The 17029-nt window shown below is 66.1% G+C and carries 16 protein-coding genes; 12 read left to right on the plus strand and 4 right to left on the minus strand.

The genetic code is table 11. The features are described 5' to 3' along the window. Positions 1–473: 473 nt before the first annotated feature. Positions 474–1673 carry a tyrosine--tRNA ligase gene (tyrS, locus tag Q358_RS0113925; protein ID WP_027962529.1) on the minus strand — a complete coding sequence of 400 codons (1200 nt, stop codon included), beginning with the start codon at positions 1671–1673 and terminating at the stop codon, positions 474–476. 112 nt (positions 1674–1785) lie between these two features. On the opposite strand from tyrS, the gene Q358_RS0113930 reads away from it, so the two are divergent. Further along, entirely contained in the window at positions 1786–2925 is a 1140-nt protein-coding gene (locus Q358_RS0113930; protein ID WP_027962530.1) for an anhydro-N-acetylmuramic acid kinase, read from the plus strand. A 20-nt stretch (positions 2926–2945) separates the two neighbouring features. Here Q358_RS0113930 and Q358_RS0113935 read toward each other — a convergent pair whose 3' ends face one another. Continuing rightward, positions 2946–3974, minus strand: coding sequence for a type IV pilus twitching motility protein PilT (locus Q358_RS0113935; protein ID WP_027962531.1), 1029 nt, complete (start codon positions 3972–3974; stop codon positions 2946–2948). Positions 3975–4035: 61 nt separating this feature from the next. Here Q358_RS0113935 and Q358_RS0113940 point away from each other — a divergent pair, with 61 nt between their 5' ends. From Q358_RS0113940 to Q358_RS0113965, 6 genes are read left to right on the plus strand one after another with little or no spacing between them, the layout of a single operon-like run. Continuing rightward, positions 4036–4743: a YggS family pyridoxal phosphate-dependent enzyme gene (locus Q358_RS0113940; RefSeq protein WP_027962532.1), complete on the plus strand. Its 708-nt coding sequence runs from the start codon at positions 4036–4038 to the stop codon at positions 4741–4743. Positions 4744–4800: 57 nt separating this feature from the next. After that, entirely contained in the window at positions 4801–5625 is an 825-nt protein-coding gene (gene proC / locus Q358_RS0113945; protein ID WP_027962533.1) for a pyrroline-5-carboxylate reductase, read from the plus strand. A gap of 54 nt (positions 5626–5679) precedes the next feature. Further along, the gene (locus tag Q358_RS0113950) at positions 5680–6273 is read left to right on the plus strand and encodes a YggT family protein (protein WP_027962534.1); all 594 of its coding nucleotides are present in this window, start codon (positions 5680–5682) and stop codon (positions 6271–6273) included. A gap of 47 nt (positions 6274–6320) precedes the next feature. Next, positions 6321–7478 carry a homoserine O-succinyltransferase MetX gene (gene metX, locus Q358_RS0113955; protein ID WP_027962535.1) on the plus strand — a complete coding sequence of 386 codons (1158 nt, stop codon included), beginning with the start codon at positions 6321–6323 and terminating at the stop codon, positions 7476–7478. After that, entirely contained in the window at positions 7475–8071 is a 597-nt protein-coding gene (metW, locus tag Q358_RS0113960; protein ID WP_027962536.1) for a methionine biosynthesis protein MetW, read from the plus strand. The genes metX and metW overlap by 4 nt, the downstream gene beginning before the upstream one ends. A 42-nt stretch (positions 8072–8113) precedes the next feature. Beyond that, a complete protein-coding gene (locus Q358_RS0113965) occupies positions 8114–8566 on the plus strand; it encodes a DUF4426 domain-containing protein (RefSeq protein ID WP_043488501.1) in 453 nt (150 codons plus the stop codon). On the opposite strand, the gene sfsA is transcribed toward Q358_RS0113965, so the two are convergent. Together sfsA and Q358_RS0113975 are read right to left on the minus strand one after the other, a co-directional pair. Next, positions 8538–9329, minus strand: coding sequence for a DNA/RNA nuclease SfsA (gene sfsA, locus Q358_RS0113970; RefSeq protein ID WP_027962538.1), 792 nt, complete (start codon positions 9327–9329; stop codon positions 8538–8540). The genes Q358_RS0113965 and sfsA overlap by 29 nt on opposite strands. Positions 9330–9340: 11 nt before the next feature. Continuing rightward, positions 9341–10501 (minus strand): pyridoxal phosphate-dependent aminotransferase, encoded by a 1161-nt coding sequence (locus Q358_RS0113975; protein WP_043488503.1) that lies wholly within the window; start codon positions 10499–10501, stop codon positions 9341–9343. A 234-nt stretch (positions 10502–10735) separates the two neighbouring features. Between Q358_RS0113975 and dksA the strand changes: the two genes are divergently transcribed. From dksA to Q358_RS0114000, 5 genes are all read left to right on the plus strand, one after another. Beyond that, complete coding sequence (gene dksA, locus Q358_RS0113980; protein ID WP_027962540.1) at positions 10736–11173, plus strand: RNA polymerase-binding protein DksA; 438 nt, start codon at positions 10736–10738, stop codon at positions 11171–11173. A gap of 84 nt (positions 11174–11257) precedes the next feature. After that, complete coding sequence (gluQRS, locus tag Q358_RS17665) at positions 11258–12157, plus strand: tRNA glutamyl-Q(34) synthetase GluQRS (RefSeq protein ID WP_043488504.1); 900 nt, start codon at positions 11258–11260, stop codon at positions 12155–12157. Positions 12158–12176: 19 nt separating this feature from the next. Further along, positions 12177–12353: a hypothetical protein gene (locus tag Q358_RS18830; protein ID WP_027962541.1), complete on the plus strand. Its 177-nt coding sequence runs from the start codon at positions 12177–12179 to the stop codon at positions 12351–12353. Between the two features lie 53 nt (positions 12354–12406). Further along, positions 12407–15340 (plus strand): ATP-binding protein, encoded by a 2934-nt coding sequence (locus Q358_RS0113995; RefSeq protein ID WP_027962542.1) that lies wholly within the window; start codon positions 12407–12409, stop codon positions 15338–15340. Continuing rightward, positions 15337–16728: a sigma-54-dependent transcriptional regulator gene (locus Q358_RS0114000; protein ID WP_027962543.1), complete on the plus strand. Its 1392-nt coding sequence runs from the start codon at positions 15337–15339 to the stop codon at positions 16726–16728. Before Q358_RS0113995 ends, Q358_RS0114000 begins: the two co-directional genes overlap by 4 nt. The last annotated feature ends 301 nt before the right edge of the window (positions 16729–17029 follow it).

Consider the following 17029-nt stretch of genomic DNA (forward strand, 5'->3'; position numbering starts at 1 on the left):
CCGAAGCATCGAGAGGTTCGCCTGACGCCTCAATGAGGCCTCGTCACGAGTGGCGCACATTCTACCGAATCTGCCGCGACTGTCAACCGGTGATTTTCGAAGCCTTCCGAAAAACCCATTGCAGAACAGCCACTTCTGCCACATTCACCGCCTGCAACGTTTGCCCGTTGCCGGCAGCGGATGCGTACTTTACGGCTTTCCCCTCGGGCCTGCAAGCCCTCGGCGTAAAAAAGTTTCAGGGCCACGGCCGGCCGCCGAATACGCTGCCCTGATGACCACTCGATCCATCCACATGCCGGTGCTGCGACAGGCCTGTGGATACACCTCCCGGGGTCGGAGTTCTTCCCCGGTCGATGCATCGGGAAAGCATCGACAGGCAGATAATGAGGAAGGCCGTTTCACGGATTACCCCGTAGAAACAACAACGCCCGCTCTCGGCGGGCGTTGCGTTATTGCTGGCCATGCCTTCTTCGCTACTTGAGCGTCACCCGGGCATAGCGCTTCTTGCCAGCCTGAATGACATAGCTCTTCCCGGTATCCAGCATATGGTCGCGCTCGACGACCTCGCCATCGACCCTTACTCGCTCATTACCGAGCATGTCCTTGGCCTGGGCACTGTTCCTGGTCAGTTCGGAGCGGTTGAGTACGGCAGCGATCGGGGCCTGGGCGACGCCTTCGAAATCCACCTCCACCTCGGGGAGATCCTCGGGCAGTTCGCCTTCGGCCAGCTGATTCCCCGCGGAACGGTGGGCATTGGCGGCGGCGTCTTCACCGTGGTAGCGGCCGATCAGCTCGCGCGCCAGCAGCATCTTGATATCGCGCGGATTGGCGCCTTGCTCGACATCACGCTTGAGCGCCTCGATCTCCTCGTTGGACTTCAGCGAGAGCAGTTCGAAATAACGCCATATCAGGCTGTCCGGCATGGAGACCAGCTTGTTGAATATCGAACCCGGCGATTCATCAACCCCCACGTAGTTGCCCAGGGACTTGGACATCTTCTGCACGCCGTCGAGCCCCTCCAGCAGCGGCAGGGTGATCACCACCTGAGGCTCAAGGTCGAAATGCTTCTGAATCTCGCGCCCCATCAGCAGGTTGAACTTCTGATCCGTGCCACCCAGCTCGATATCCGCCTTCAAGGCCACGGAGTCGTAGCCCTGAACCAGCGGATAGAGGAACTCGTGGAGGGAGATAGACTGCCCACTCTTGTAGCGCTTCTCGAAATCATCGCGCTCCAACATGCGGGCTACCGTGCTCTGCCCCGCCAGTTCGATCATGTCGGCGGCGCTCATGGCGGTGAACCACTCCGAGTTGAAGCGCACCTCGGTCTTCTCGGGATCGAGAATCTTGAAGACCTGTTCCTTGTAGGTCTGGGCGTTGGCCTTGACCGCTTCCTGGGTGAGGGGCTTGCGCGTGACGTTCTTGCCGGAGGGATCGCCGATGCGCCCGGTAAAGTCGCCGATCAGGAAGACGATTTCATGCCCCAGATCCTGAAACTGGCGCATCTTGGTCAGCAGCACGCTATGGCCCAGGTGCAGATCCGGCGCGGTGGGGTCGAAGCCCGCCTTGATGCGCAGCTTGCGCCCGGACTCCAGCTTCTTGACCAGTTCCTCTTCCAGCAGGATCTCCTGGGTTCCCCGCTTCAGCAGCGCCAGCGCGCTCGCCACATCACTCATCGTCTCCTACTCCATGCATAAGGTTGCCGGGCCCGACGGGGCCATCGAATGGGGCGGAATGGTAGCATGAGTCATCGCCTTACGCTGACACCACACGACTCGGGAGACCCCCATGCCTCTATATATCGGCCTGATGTCCGGCACCAGCCTGGACGGTCTCGATGCCGCCCTGGTGGAGATCGACCCTGGACCGGATGGCGGCCGGCCCCGCCTGCTGGCCAGCCATGCCGAAACCATGCCGCCGGGGTTACGGACGCTGCTATGGGAGCTCTGCCACGCCAGCCGGGTCAGCTTCGCCGAACTGGCGGCGGCCGAGGAGGCCTTCTGCCGGCTCCAGGCAGAAGCCGTCGCCGCCCTCTTGAAGGCCAGTAACACCTCGCCCGACGCGGTGGAGGCCATCGGCAGCCATGGCCAGACCATCGAGCATGCCCCCTACGGTCATGACGGCGGCCCCGCCTATACCCTGCAGCTCGACAACCCCAGCCGCCTGGCCGAACTCACCGGCATCACGGTCGTGGCTGACTTCCGACGCCGCGATCTGGCGGCCGGTGGCCAGGCGGCGCCACTGGCGCCGGCCTTCCATCGGGCCCTGTTCCAGGCCCCGCAGGAGTGGCGACTGGTGCTCAATCTCGGGGGGTTCGCCAACTTGACGCTGCTGCCTCCCGACGAGGACACCCGCGCCCCGCTAGGCTTCGATTCGGGCCCTGCCAACGCGTTGCTGGACGCCTGGCATGCGCGCCACCGGGGCGGTGCCTTCGATGCCGATGGCGCCTGGGCAGCCTCGGGCAGGGTCGACGAGGCACTCCTGGCACGCCTGCTGGAAGAGCCCTTCTTCCACCTGCCACCGCCCCGCAGCACCGGCCGCGAGCTGTTTCATCTCGACTGGCTGGCCGAACGGCTAGGCGGTCAGGAGCGCCCGGAGGACGTGCAGGCCACCCTGGCCGAACTGACGGCGGCGAGCGTGGCCCTGGCGGTAGAGATGGCTAGGGAGCGTTTCGCTGCTCCACCCGCGGCGCAGCTGATTCCCTGTGGCGGCGGTGCCCACAATCGCGACCTTTTGGGTCGACTGTCGCGGCGCCTGCCGGACACCACTCTCGGCGACAGCGCCGAGTGGGGCTGGCACGCCGACTGGCTGGAGGCCGGCGCCTTCGCCTGGCTGGCCTGGCGACGCCTGGCCCGACTCCCGGGCAACCTGCCCAGTGTCACCGGCGCCGCGGGCCCTCGAGTGCTGGGAGGGGTCTACGCCGCCTGACGAATGCCTGGGCCACCGGCTCAGATGACGCCCCTGGCCTTGGCCTGAGCCTCGTCATGGGCCACGACGTTATCCGCCACCAGCCTGGCCAGCGATGCATCGAGGGTCTGCATGCCCAAACCGCCACCGGTCTGGATGGCCGAGTAGATCTGCGCCACCTTGTCCTCACGAATCAGGTTGCGCACCGCCGCCGTGGCCACCAGAATTTCATGGGCCGCCACCCGCCCCCCACTCATGCGCTTGAGCAGGGTCTGGGAGACCACCGCCTGCAGCGACTCCGAGAGCATCGAACGCACCATGGACTTCTCATCGCCGGGGAAGACATCGATGATCCTGTCGATGGTCTTGGCCGCGGAGGTGGTATGCAGGGTGGCGAACACCAGATGGCCGGTCTCGGCGGCGGTCAGCGCCAGCCGGATGGTTTCCAGATCACGCAACTCGCCGACCAGGATGATGTCCGGGTCCTCACGCAGGGCGCTGCGCAGTGCCGGGGCAAAGCCATGGGTATCGCGATGCACCTCGCGCTGATTGACCAGGCAGCGCTTGGAGCCGTGAACGAACTCCACCGGGTCCTCGATGGTCAGGATATGCTCATGGCGATGCTCATTGATGTAGTCGATCATCGCCGCCAGGGTGGTGCTCTTGCCCGAGCCGGTGGGGCCGGTGACCAGTACCAGGCCACGCGGCAGCATGGAGAGCCGCCGAAACGCCTGCCCCAGCCCCAGGTCCTCGAGGGTCAGCACCTCGGTGGGAATGGTACGAAACACCGCCCCCGCGCCACGAGCCTGATGAAAGGCGTTAACACGGAAGCGCGAGACCCCCGGCAGCTCGAAGGAGAAGTCGGTTTCCAGGTACTCCTCGTAGTCGCGGCGCTGACGATCCGCCATGATGGCGTGGATCAGCCCGCGAACCTCGCTGTCGTCCATGGCCGGCATCTCGAGCCGGCGAATGTCGCCATCCACACGAATCATCGGCGCCAGGCCGGCCGAAAGATGGAGGTCCGAGGCGTTCTGCTTTGCCGAGAACGTCAGCAATTCGGTAATATCCATGCGTTTCCCCCGCTCCCGCTATGGTGCGTCTTGTGAGAATCAGAATGACAGAGCCCGAGACATGACGGAGCCGGCAATCTCCGAATCCCTTGCCACCGCCCGACGGCGCCTGACCGATGCCCTGGCAGAGGCCGGCCGCCCGGTGGCCGACGCCCGCCTGCTGGCGGTAAGCAAGACCAAGCCCGCCGCCATGATTCGCGAGGCCTGGCACCTGGGCCAGCGCGATTTCGGCGAAAACTATGTTCAGGAAGCCCTGGACAAGCAGGCGGTTCTGGCCGACCTCGAAGGCATCGCATGGCATTTCATCGGCCCGCTGCAATCGAACAAGACCCGCGAGGTGGCCGAGCACTTCGCCTGGGTTCATAGCGTAGACCGCGTGAAGATTGCCCGCCGCCTCAATGATCAACGTCCGGCCGCCCTCGAGCCGCTGGATATCTGCCTGCAGGTCAATATCAGTGCCGAGGCCTCCAAGTCCGGGGTATCCCTGGCGGAGCTGCCGACGCTGGCCGAGGCCATACTGGACATGCCGCGACTGCGCCTGCGCGGCCTGATGGCGATCCCCGCACCGGCCCAGGGCCGAACCGCCCAGCGCGCCCCCATGGCCCGGCTGCGCGAGGCCCTCGAGGAACTCCGCAAGCGCTTCCCCGATGCCCCGCTGGACACCCTCTCCATGGGTATGAGCGATGATCTGGAGGCCGCCGTACTCGAGGGGGCCACCCTGGTGCGCCTGGGCACCGCCATCTTCGGGGCCAGGCAGCGACACGACTAATCCAACGCCGCGGCCGCCAGGGGCGGCCGCCTTCAGCGAGTCATATAGGACATCTCCATGGCAAACCGAGTCACCTTTATCGGCGCCGGCAACATGGCCGGTGCCATCATCGGCGGCATGATCGAAAGCGGCTTCGGTGCCGACAGCATCACCGCCACCTCACGCCATGACGCCGGGCTGGCCCCGCTGCGTGAGCGGCTCGGCATTCACACCACCACCGACAACGTCGCGGCGGTCGCCGAGGCCGACGTGGTGATACTGGCCGTCAAGCCGCAGGTCATGCGCCAGGTATGCGAGGACCTGCACGACGCCATCCAGGCCCGCCGCCCGTTGGTCATCTCGGTGGCCGCCGGCCTGTCCGCCGAGACCCTCGAGCGCTGGCTGGGCGGTAATCTGCCGCTGGTACGCTGCATGCCCAATACACCCTCGCTGGTCGGCGCCGGCGCCTCCGGGCTCTACGCCAATGCCCGGGTCGACGAGGCCCGGCGCCACCTGGCGACCGAGCTGATGGAGGCCGTGGGCCTGGTGGAGTGGGTGGACGATGAGTCCCTGCTGGAGGCCGTCACCGCCGTCTCTGGCAGCGCCCCCGCCTACTTCTTCCTGATGTTCGAGGCCATGGAGGCCGCCGGCGTCGAGCAGGGACTCCCCGCGGATACCGCTCGTCGCCTGGCCATGCAGACGGCCTTCGGGGCGGCGAAGATGGCCATGGCCAGCGACGAGTCGCCCGCCCAGCTCAAGCGCAATGTGATGTCGCCCGGTGGCACGACCGAGCGTGCCATCGAGCATCTGGAGCAGGCTGGCCTGCGCACCATCCTGGCCGAGGCCATGAACGCCTCTGCGACGCGTGCCAGCGAGATGGCCACCGAACTCGACAAGAACTGAGTCCCGGCGTACCGATACGCCACGCGACTTCCAACCAATCCTGAGGAGGCCCCTATGGGCAGTCAACTGGGCAGCGCCGGCCTGACGCTGATCAACACCCTGGTCAATATCTACATCTTCCTGCTGATGCTGCGCCTGCTCCTGCAGGCCTCCCGCGCAGACTACTTCAACCCCATCAGCCAGTCGGTGGTCAAGGTCACCCAGCCGGCGGTCCGCCCCTTCCAGAGCTTCCTGGGGCCGGTGATGGGTCGCTTCGACCTGGCCACCCTGGCCTGCGGCCTGGTGATCAAGGCGGTCAGCATCGTGCTGATCCTGCAGATCGCGGGCTTCGGCATGCCATCCATCGCGGGAGTGGCCATCGGTGCCGTGGCGGCGTTGGCGAATGCCGTTCTCAAGATCTACTTCTTCGCGCTGATCATGATGATCATCCTCAGCTGGGTGGCCCCCAACGCCAGCCACCCGGGGGCCCTGCTGGTCATGCAGCTGCTCGAACCGATCATGGCGCCGGTGCGCAAGGTGATCCCGCCGCTGGGCATGATTGACCTGTCGCCCATCTTCGTCTTCATCGCCATCAGCCTGATCGATGGTATCGTGGTGACCTCGCTGACCCGTGCCGCCGGACTCGCCGGCGCCCTGGTAGGGCTCTGACAACAGCGGCAAACACTTCCTCGCAACGACGGGAGACGGAAGGACTGATGCCCGAGATCGCACGCGACTCGGTCGGCCTGGTGACGCCCCAGACGGCTCACTTCGACGACCCCCTTGACCTGGCCTGCGGCATGACGCTGCCGGCCTACGACCTCGTCTACGAGACCTACGGCACCCTCAACGCCGAGCGCTCCAACGCCGTGCTGATCTGCCATGCTCTCTCCGGCCACCACCACGCCGCCGGCTACCACGACGCCGAGGAGCGCAAACCGGGCTGGTGGGACGCGCATATCGGCCCCGGCAAGTCCATCGACACCGAGCGCTTCTTCGTGGTCTCGCTCAATAACCTCGGCGGCTGCCACGGCAGCACCGGCCCGGCCAGCCTCAACCCCGAGACGGGCCGCCTGTGGGGCCCGGAGTTTCCGATGATGACCGTGGGCGACTGGGTGCACAGCCAGGCCCGGCTGGCCGACCGCCTGGGCATCGAGCGCTTCGCCGCGGTCATCGGCGGCAGCCTCGGCGGCATGCAGGCACTGCAGTGGTCCCTGAGCTACCCGGAGCGGGTCGCCAGTGCCGCCGTCATCGCCGCCACGCCCAGGCTCTCGGCCCAGAATATCGCCTTCAACGAGGTCGCCCGCCAGGCCATTCGCTCCGACCCCGAGTTTCATGACGGCTGGTACGCCGAGCATTCGGCGATCCCCCGTCGCGGGCTCAAGCTGGCCCGCATGGTCGGGCACATCACCTATCTCTCCGCAGACGCCATGGGCCACAAGTTCGGCCGCGACCTGCGCAGCGATGAGTTCAACTTCGGCTATGGCGTCGAGTTCCAGGTCGAATCCTACCTGCGCTATCAGGGAGACACCTTCTCCACGTCCTTCGACGCCAACACCTACCTGCTGATGACCAAGGCGCTGGACTACTTCGACCCGGCCTCCCTGCACGACGGTGACCTGGCCCAAGCCCTGGCGCCGGCCCGCTGCCCCTTCCTGGTGGCCAGCTTCACCACCGACTGGCGCTTCCCGCCGTCCCGCTCCCGGGAGCTGGTCGACGCCCTGATTCGTGCCGGCAAGCCGGTCAGCTATGCCAACATCGACTCGCGTCACGGCCACGATGCCTTTTTGATGCCCGAGCCTCGCTACCAGGCGGTATTCGCCGCCTTCATGTCGCGGGTGGCTCGGGACCTGGGCCTGGAGGACTCCCCATGAACCGCGCGGACCTCAAGCTGATCCATGAATGGGTGCCCCAGGGCGCGCATATTCTCGACCTGGCCTGCGGCGACGGCACCCTGCTCGACGCCCTGGCCCGCGACAAGGGAGTCACCGGCTACGGCCTGGAGATCGACTCCGAAGGCATCACCGCCTGTGTCGCCAAGGGGGTCAACGTCATCGAACAGAATATCGACGATGGGCTGGCCAACTTCGACGACCAGGCCTGCGACCTGGTGGTGATGACCCAGGCCCTCCAGGCCTTGCGGCGCCCCGATCGCGCCCTCGACGAGATGTTCCGGGTGGCCGACGAGGCCATCATCACCTTCCCCAACTTCGCCTACTGGCGCCACCGGGTGCACCTGGGCATCCGCGGCTATATGCCGGTCTCCAAGTCGCTGCCCCACGCCTGGTACGACACGCCCAACATTCACCTGTCGACCTTCAACGACTTCGAGCAACTCTGCCGCGACAAGGGGCTGATCATCGTCGACCGGGCGGTGGGCATCGGCGACCACGAGGGCCACTGGACCTCGCGGCTGTGGCCCAACCTGTTCGGCGAGATCGCCATCTTCCGGGTCACCCGCGGCTGACCCAAAAGCCATCAGCGATAGACGGCAAGAGGCAAGACGACGATGCGAAGCCTTGTGAGCGCCCTGTTACTCGGCGCAATGATGATGCTGACCGGTACCGCTACCGCCCAGCAGTTCGAACGGGTCGGCGACGTCCAGATTCACTACAGTGCGGTGGCCACCAGCTTCCTGCCCGAGGCGGTGGCCCGCGACCACCAGATCCAGCGCAACCCGGCGCTGGCGCTGCTCAACGTCAGCGTGCTCGAAAAGCGCGAGGATGGCACCACCCGCAGCGTACCGGCCAGGGTCGATGGCCGGGTGGGCGGCGTAGGCGAGCATGCCGATGACAGCCCGTTGAGCTTTCGCACCCTGCGCATCGGCGACACGCCCTCACAGGTCGCGGTGTTTCGCATCGACGACGGCGCGCCAATGCGCTTCGACCTGGAGGTGTATCACGACCGTAACGGCGAACCCGCCCATGTGCAGTTTATCCAGCGCTTCTATATCGACCGTTAACCGCACCGACCGTTAACCGCCGCTGAAGCGCCACGGGCAGTTCGGCATCCAGGCATATGGCCACCGGCACCCCGTCGCGGCGCCGCACCCGGCAGCGGCGTGCCAGCACCTCCACGCCCCGCCCCGCCGCCTCGCGCAGGGTGGCCGCATAGGCGGGGTCCAGGTGCTCGGCGGGGGCGACATCGTCGATACCCTCGTGGGCCACGCAGAACAGCAGCACCGCGCGCTGCCCCACCTCAGCCAGGGCCATCAGTGCCTCCAGGTGCTTCCTGCCGCGTTCGCTCACCGCATCCGGAAAGTAGCCATGCCCGTCGCTCTCCCTGAGCGTCACCTGCTTGACCTCCACGAAGGCCGTGCCGCGTTCGGGGTCATCGAGACGAAAGTCGATCCGCGAGGCCTTCTCGCCCTCGGTGGCGACCGGCGCCTCGCGTCGCAGGTCGGCATACCCGCTCAACGCCGACACCCACCCGCCACGCAGCGCCTCCTCGACGATGCGATTGGCGCGCCCGGTCTGCACCGAGGCCATCGCCAGGCTGCCATCGGGCTGAGGCAGCTCGATCAGCTCCCAGGTCCATGCCAGCTTGCGTCTGGGATTATCGCTGGGCGATAGCCATACCCGGCAGCCCGGCATGTTGACCGCGCGCATGGAGCCGGTATTGGGGCAGTGGGCTACCACCTCACGGCCATCATCGAGCCGCACATCGGCCAGGAAGCGCTTGTAGCGGCGCAGCAGAACACCGCCGACCAGCGGAGGATAGTCCATGCATTCGTTCCTTATTGACGCGCCAGGAAGCGCTCGAGACGACTCACCGCTTCCTCCAGTCGCTCGACTCCGGTGGTGAAAGCGATGCGCACATGCCGCTCGCCGCCCTCCAGGGCAAAGTCGCTTCCCGGCGTGATGGCGACGTTCTCCTCGTCCAGCAGGCGCTGGCAGAAGGCCTGGCTGTCGTTGCTGTAGCGGGAGATATCCAGCCACAGATAGAAGGCACCCTGAGGCGGCAACGCCGGGGCGAGTCCGAGCCGTGCCAGCCCGGCCAGCAGCGCATCCCGGCGGCGACCCATTTCGACTCGCCGCTCCTCGAGGATATCCAGACTCTCGGGGGTAAAGGCGGCCAGTGCCGCATGCTGTGCCGGGGTGGGAGCGGCCAGGAAGACGTTCTGGGCGAGCCGCGTCAACGGTTCGACCGCCTCCTCGGGCGCCAGCAGCCAGCCCAGGCGCCAGCCGGTCATGCCGAAGTACTTGGAGAAGCTGTTGACCACGAAGGCGTCCGGCGTGATCGCGGCCATGGACAGCGGCTCCAGGTCATAGCAGAGTCCCTGATAGATCTCATCCACCAGCAGGTGTCCGCCGCGCCGAGACACCGTCTCGGCCACTGCCGCCAGCTGGTCGGCGTCCAGCATATGACCGGTAGGATTGGAGGGGGTCGCCAGCATCGCCAGGCGTGTGGCGTCATGCCAGTGCGACTCGACCAGTTCGGCATTCAGCTGCCAGCCGCTGGCCGGCCCCACCGGCACGGCATCCACCTCGGCCCCGGCCAGGGCCATGAAGTGGCGGTTGCAGGGGTAGTTGGGGTCGGCCATCAGCACGCGGTCGCCGGGCCCGGCCAGCAGCTGACTGGCCAGCAAGAGCGCCCCGGAGGCCCCGGGCGTGATCAGGATTCGGCGCGGGTCCACCTCGGCACCGAATCGGGCCGCATAGTGACCGGCAATCGCCTCGCGCAGGGCGGGCAGCCCGGCCGCCGGCGTGTAGCGTGTGTGACCCGCCGACAAGGCGGCCTGTCCAGCGGCGACCACCGGTTCCGGAGTCGGAAAGTCCGGCTCGCCTATCTCCAGGTGGATCACGTCATGGCCGGCCGCCTCGCGAGCCTGGGCCGTTTCCAGCAGATTCATTACCCGGAAGGGGGCGACTCGATCGATGCGCGGGCTCCACGCCATGGTAAGTCTCCTGTCGATAGGCCACCATGCAGAGGGAAAGGCCTCTCCGACACGGTCAAGGAATGGTGTTACTGAGGCCCTAGTGTAGCGACTTTGGTGGCAAGATCGCAGCCGAACAACCGCTCAAGCTTGCAAAGCTATGGTTTATCGGCTAAACAAGCATGCCTTTGGCGTGAGATATCTTGCCTGGCGGCGAATATCGATCAGCAGTCACACAAGTAACGAGGCAGCACCATGCCAGTAGCCGATAAGAAAATGGAAGCTCTCGAGAAGTTCACCCCCTACGAACCGGCGGCGGGTGAGGAATACATGAACGAGAAGCAGCTGGAGCACTTCCGACAGATCCTGCTGGGCTGGAAACAGGATCTCATGGAAGAGGTAGACCGTACCGTTCGCCATCTGCAGGAGGAGGCGAACAACTACGCCGACCCCGCCGATCGCGCTACCCAGGAGGAGGGCTTCAGCCTGGAGCTGCGCACCCGGGACCGCGAGCGCAAGCTGCTCAAGAAAATCAACGAGACGCTTGAAATGATCGACGAGGACGACTACGGCTTCTGCGAGGCCTGCGGCGTCGAGATCGGCATTCGCCGACTGGAAGCCCGCCCCACCGCCACCCTGTGCGTGGACTGCAAGACGCTGGCCGAGCTCAAGGAAAAGCAGCTAGGCGGATGATTCCGGTATGCCGGTGCTGTGGCTGACCCTTCATGACGGGCACCCTTGGGTGCCCGTCCATGCATCCGACGCCTGGAAGCCTGCATGAATCGCTACCGTGGACGCTTCGCCCCCACCCCCTCCGGGCCACTCCACTTCGGCTCGCTGATCGCGGCCCTGGCCAGCTTCCTCGATGCCCGCCAAGCCGGCGGCGAGTGGCGGCTACGCATCGAGGATATCGACCCGCCACGCTGCCCGGCCGGCGCGGGCGACGAGATCCAGCGCCAGCTGGACGCCTTCGGGCTGCACTGGGATGGCCCGGTGCTCTGGCAACATGCCCGCGACGCGGCCTATCAGGCCGCCCTCGAGCGCTTGACCGAACGTGGCCTCGCCTACCCCTGCAGCTGCTCACGCAAGCAGTGGCGTGGCTACCCTGTCTACCCCGGATGGTGCCGCAATGCCGTCTGCGAACCCGACAAGCCGGTGGCATGGCGACTACGCAGCGACCTGGGGTTACGCCCGGTGATATGGCAGGATCGCCTGTTCGGGGAACAACGCTTCGACCCGGCCGAACTCGGTGATGTGGTCCTGAAGCGCAAGGATGGTCTCTGGGCCTATCAGCTTGCCGTGGTGGTGGACGACGCCGACCAGGGCATTACCGAAGTCGTGCGCGGTTTCGACCTGCTCGATAACACTCCCTGGCAGCGCCAGCTGCAGGATGCCCTCGGGGCCGCCGAACCGCGTTATCTGCACCTGCCGCTGATCACCGGTGAAGACGGCCAGAAGCTCTCGAAGCAGAACCTGGCGCCGGCGCTCCCCACGCGGGACGCCTCGGTGCGTCCGCTGCTCCACGCTGCCCTGAGGGCGCTCGACCAGGTACCTCCCGAGGCGCTTGCCACCGCACCCGTGACCGAGCAGCTCGCCTGGGCCGTGGAGACGTGGTCGGTGGCCCGCATTCGCCCTCGGGCCGAGCACCCCCTCGCCGACGCTCAGGCGAGGGCGTAGCCAAGGAGAAGGAAGCGCCATGTACGCCTACCGCTTAATGCTGTTCCTGGTGTTCATCGGCTATCTGCTCTCGCCGCTGATGATGAACGGCTGGGCCAGCCCCGACGTCGCCTGGTACCGTCCCTTCGTCATCTGGGGCGTACTGATCGCCCTGACCCTGTGGCTGGAGCAGAAGAGAAAGCTCGATGAACGCTAGCCTGAGACCGTATCGCTCGCCGGGTACCGTCATGATCGCCAGGAGAAAACTCGATGAATGCTAGCCTGGTCGGCATGCTTGGCTCGGGGGCCGGCTTTCTGCTGCTGCTCTGGCTCTGCGCCCAGGCCGTGGAGCGCGGCTGGATTTCCACGCGCATCACCCGTCACCCACTGGTCTATGCCCTGGCGCTGGGCGTCTACGCCAGTGCCTGGGCGATCCATGGCAGCCTGGAACTGGCCGCCGCCTCGGGCTACGGTTATTTAACCTACTACCTGGGCATGGCCGGCGCCTTCCTCCTGGCGCCGGTGCTGCTGGTGCCGATCCAGCGCATGGTGCGCACCTACCAGCTGGCCTCGCTGGCCGACCTCTTCGCCTTTCGTTATCGCTCACGCTGGGTCGGCACCCTGATCACCCTGGTGAGCCTGCTGACGGTGCTGCCGCTGCTGGCACTGCAGGTGCAGACCATGGGCAACGCCATCTACCTGATGACCGGCGTCGCTTCGCCGGCCACTCTGGCGCTGTTCTTCTGTGTGCTGCTGGCGCTGTTCGACATGAGCTTCGTGGGTCGACGGCGCATCGATGGCCAACACGACAGCCTGCTGGCCGTGATGGCACTCTCGTCCTTGATCAAGCTGCTTGCCATGCTGGGCCTGGGCGCCTTTGCGCTGTTTGCGGTCTTCGAGGGCCCCGCCGATGTGCAGGCCTGGCTCGAGGGCCCGGGCCAGGCCTTCCAGGACAGCGTGACCCAGACCGACCCGGCCCACTGGCGCTCGCTGCTGCTGCTGTTCTTCGCCGGCTTGCTGATGCCGCATATCTTCCACCTGGTGTTTACCGAGACCCGCTCGCGCCACACCCTGTTGCAGGCCAGCTGGGCACTCCCCCTGTTCCTGTTGCTGATGGCGCTGCCGGTGCCGCTGATCCTGTGGGCCGGCCAGCGCCTGGGCATCAGCGCCTCCCTGGAGACCGCCTACCTGGCGTTCGGCCTCTCCGACTCGATAGCCCTCCAGGCCCTGGCCTTCCTCGCCGGGCTGGCCGCCACCAGCGCCACCACGCTGCTGATCGCCCTGGCGCTATCGGGCATGCTGGTCAACCACATCTTCCTGGTGGCACACCCTCCCGAGGCTCACCATGATCTCTACCGCTGGCTGCGCTGGCTGCGCCGCGGCCTGGTCGCCGCCGTGGTGCTCGGCGGCTGGCTGTTCTACCGCCTCATCGGCGTACACCATGACCTGACCAGCCTGGGGCTGGCCGCCTTCGTGGGCATGGCCCAGTGCCTCCCGGGGCTGCTGGCCCTGCTCTACTGGCCGGGCGCCAACCGACGTGGCATGGTCTCGGGCCTGGTCGTCGGCCTGCTGGTGTGGCTCGCCGGCCTGTGGGTCCCCCTGCTGAGCGATTTGCCCGCCCTGATTGTCATTCCGCCGGGACTCGAGATGCTGAACGGTGAGCCGGCCTGGTATGCGGTCACCCTCGTCTCCCTGGCGAGCAATGCCCTGGTCCTTATCGTGGTCTCCCTGGCCACTCCGACATCCGAAGGTGAGCGCGCCGCCGCCGAGGCCTGCTCGGTGGATGCAGTCATCCGTCCCAAGCGCCTACCGCTGGAGATGGCCTCCGGAGAGGAGTTCAAGCTTCCTCTGGCCCGCGCCCTCGGCGAGTCGGTGGCGACCCGCGAGGTGGATCGTGCCCTGGATGATCTTAGCCTGTCCCCTCAGGATGGTCGTCCCTATGCGCTGCGGCGCCTGCGCGACCGTCTGCAGGCCAACCTCTCGGGACTGATGGGCCCCTCGGTGGCTCAGGACATCGTCGACCGTTACCTGCCCTATCGCCAGGATGGCCCGGGGGCCACCGAAGATATCCACTTCGTGGAGAGCCGCCTGGAGGCCTACCGCTCGCGGCTCACCGGCCTGGCGCGGGAACTCGACGGCCTGCGTCGCTATCATCGCCGCACCCTGACCCGACTACCGATGGGACTATGTGCCTTCGGCGAGGATGGCGAGCTGCTGATGTGGAATGATGCCCTGGCCCGGCTCTCGGGCATCGACGGTGGTGGCGTGATAGGTTCACGGCGCGAAAGCCTGCCAACCCCGTGGAACGAGCTGCTTGGACACATCATCGCCGAGCCCGGTACTCAGCTCTACAAGCAACCGGTGGTGCTGGACGATGCCACGCGCTATCTCAGCCTGCACAAGGCCGCGCTGGAGGGTAGCGACAGCGAACCCGGCGGCATGGTGATCCTGGTCGAGGATCACAGCGAGATGAAGTGGCTGGAAGATGAACTGGTACACGCCGCCCGCCTCGCCTCCATTGGCCAGCTGGCCGCCGGGGTCGCCCACGAGATCGGCAATCCCATCACCGGCATCTCGTCACTGGCCCAGAATCTGCGCTACGAGACCAGCGACCCGGAAGTGCTGGAGACCACGGAGCAGATCCAGCAGCTCACCGATCGCGTCTCGCGAATCGTCTCCTCGCTGGTGGGCTTCGCCCACGGCGGTCGCCATCTCGCCGGCCGCGAGCTCGCCCCGGTGGCGATTGCCGAGATGGTCGACGAGGCCATCCACTTGATCCACCTGGCCCGCTCGAGGGACGATGTGCACTTCGACAATCGGTGTCCGGCAGCGGAGCATGTCGAAGGCGATAGCCAACGTCTGCTGCAGGTGATGGTCAACCTGCTGGGCAACGCCCGGGACGCCAGTGGCCCGGGGGATGACGTGATCATCGAGGCCACCCCGGAAGCCTCCGGGTTGAGAGTCAGCGTCACCGATGAAGGGGCAGGTATCGACACCAGCGTGCGCGATCACCTCTTCGAGCCCTTTACCACCACCAAGCCTCCCGGCGAGGGGACCGGTCTCGGCCTGCCATTGGTCTACAGCATCGTTGCCGAGCACCACGGCTCCCTCGACGTCGAGTCGCCACCGCCCGGAGCCGAACGCGGCACCCGCATCAGCCTGTGGCTACCGCATCACCAGAAGGAGGGTGAGACACCCCGATGAGCCGGATCCTGATCGTAGAAGACGAAGCCATTATCCGCAGCGCGCTGCGCCGGCTGCTCGAGCGCCACGACTATCGAGTGGACGAGGCCGGCTCGGTGAGCGATGCCATGGCCCTGGATCCGCAGTGCTTCGACCTGGTGATCAGCGACTTGCGCCTGCCGGGCGAGCCGGGTACCGAACTGATCGCCCGGGCCGCCCCGGCACCGGTACTGATCATGACCAGCTACGCCAGCATGCGCTCCGCCGTGGACGCCCTCAAGCTGGGTGCCGTGGACTACGTGGCCAAGCCCTTCGACCACGACGAACTGCTGGAGACCGTGGCCCGGGTACTGCATCAGCAGGGCAGCCTGCGTGCCGAGCCTCCCGATATCGCGGATACCAGCGGACAGGCGCGACCGATGATCGGCCACTGCGAGGCGATGCAGCGGGTGTACGCCCGGATTCGCAAGACCGCGCCGGCCGATGTCACCGTGCTCATCCAGGGCGAATCCGGCACCGGCAAGGAACTGGTCGCCCGCGCCCTGCATCAGCAGAGCAGGCGAGCCCGGGCGGCGCTGATCTGCGTCAATTGCGCGGCGATTCCCGAGACGCTTATCGAGTCGGAGCTGTTCGGCCATGAAAAGGGGGCGTTCACCGGCGCCAGTGCGGCACGTACCGGCCTGGTGGAGGCCGCCGACGGCGGCACCCTGTTTCTCGACGAAATTGGTGAGCTGCCTCTGGACGCCCAGGCGCGACTGCTGCGCGTGCTTCAGGAAGGGGAGATCCGCAAGATCGGTTCGGTGGAAACTCGCCATGTCGATGTACGCCTGATCGCCGCCACCCACCGCAACCTGCAGGCACTGTCCAAGACCGGTGAATTCCGGCTCGACCTCTACTACCGCCTCAACGTCATGCAGATCGACCTTCCCCCCCTGCGCGAACGAGAGGATGATGTACTGCTGATCGCCGATGTCTTGCTGGAAAAGGCGTGTCGGCGTCATGAACGTGAGGGGCTACGCCTCTCACGGGCCGCCCGCGACGAGATCCGCCACTACCCCTGGCCCGGCAACGTACGCGAACTGGAAAACGCCCTGGAACGGGGCGTGATCCTCTCCGAGGGTCATCTGATCCACCCCGATGACCTGGGCCTTAGCGAGGCTGCTGGCGCCCCGCCGGTGCAGCGGCATCCCACTCCCCCCCGGCAACCTCTCGCCGCCGACGAGGAGCCCCCCCCCGAGGGTGACCTCTCTCTGGAAGACTACTTTCAGCACTTTGTGCTGGAACATCAGGATAATATGAGCGAAACCGAGCTGGCCCAGAAACTCGGCATCAGCCGCAAGTCGCTCTGGGAGCGCCGCCAACGCCTCGGCATCCCTCGCAAGAAGAGTTCGCGACGCAGAAGCGATTGACCCTGGCCGCCCCGCGGCCACCACCTTGTTTGGCCCGAACGCTCCCCCGACGGTCTTTGACCAAAGTGCAATCCGCACTCCATCGCCCCTTTCATGCCCGAATATTGCTGCATTCCCGGCGATCTTCGACCAAAGTGCAACCCCCGCTCTATCGCCCTCTTCTGGTATATCGAGCCACATTTCGGGCGGTCCACGCACCATTTGTTACCGTCCCACACAGGTCGTGCCCGGTTACGGCACCAACCGAGTAACACTCTCGTTCCTTCCCAAGGCACCCTCTCCACACTAAAAACATAACAAC

It is taken from the genome of Halomonas halodenitrificans DSM 735 (assembly GCF_000620045.1).
Classification (GTDB): domain Bacteria; phylum Pseudomonadota; class Gammaproteobacteria; order Pseudomonadales; family Halomonadaceae; genus Halomonas; species Halomonas halodenitrificans.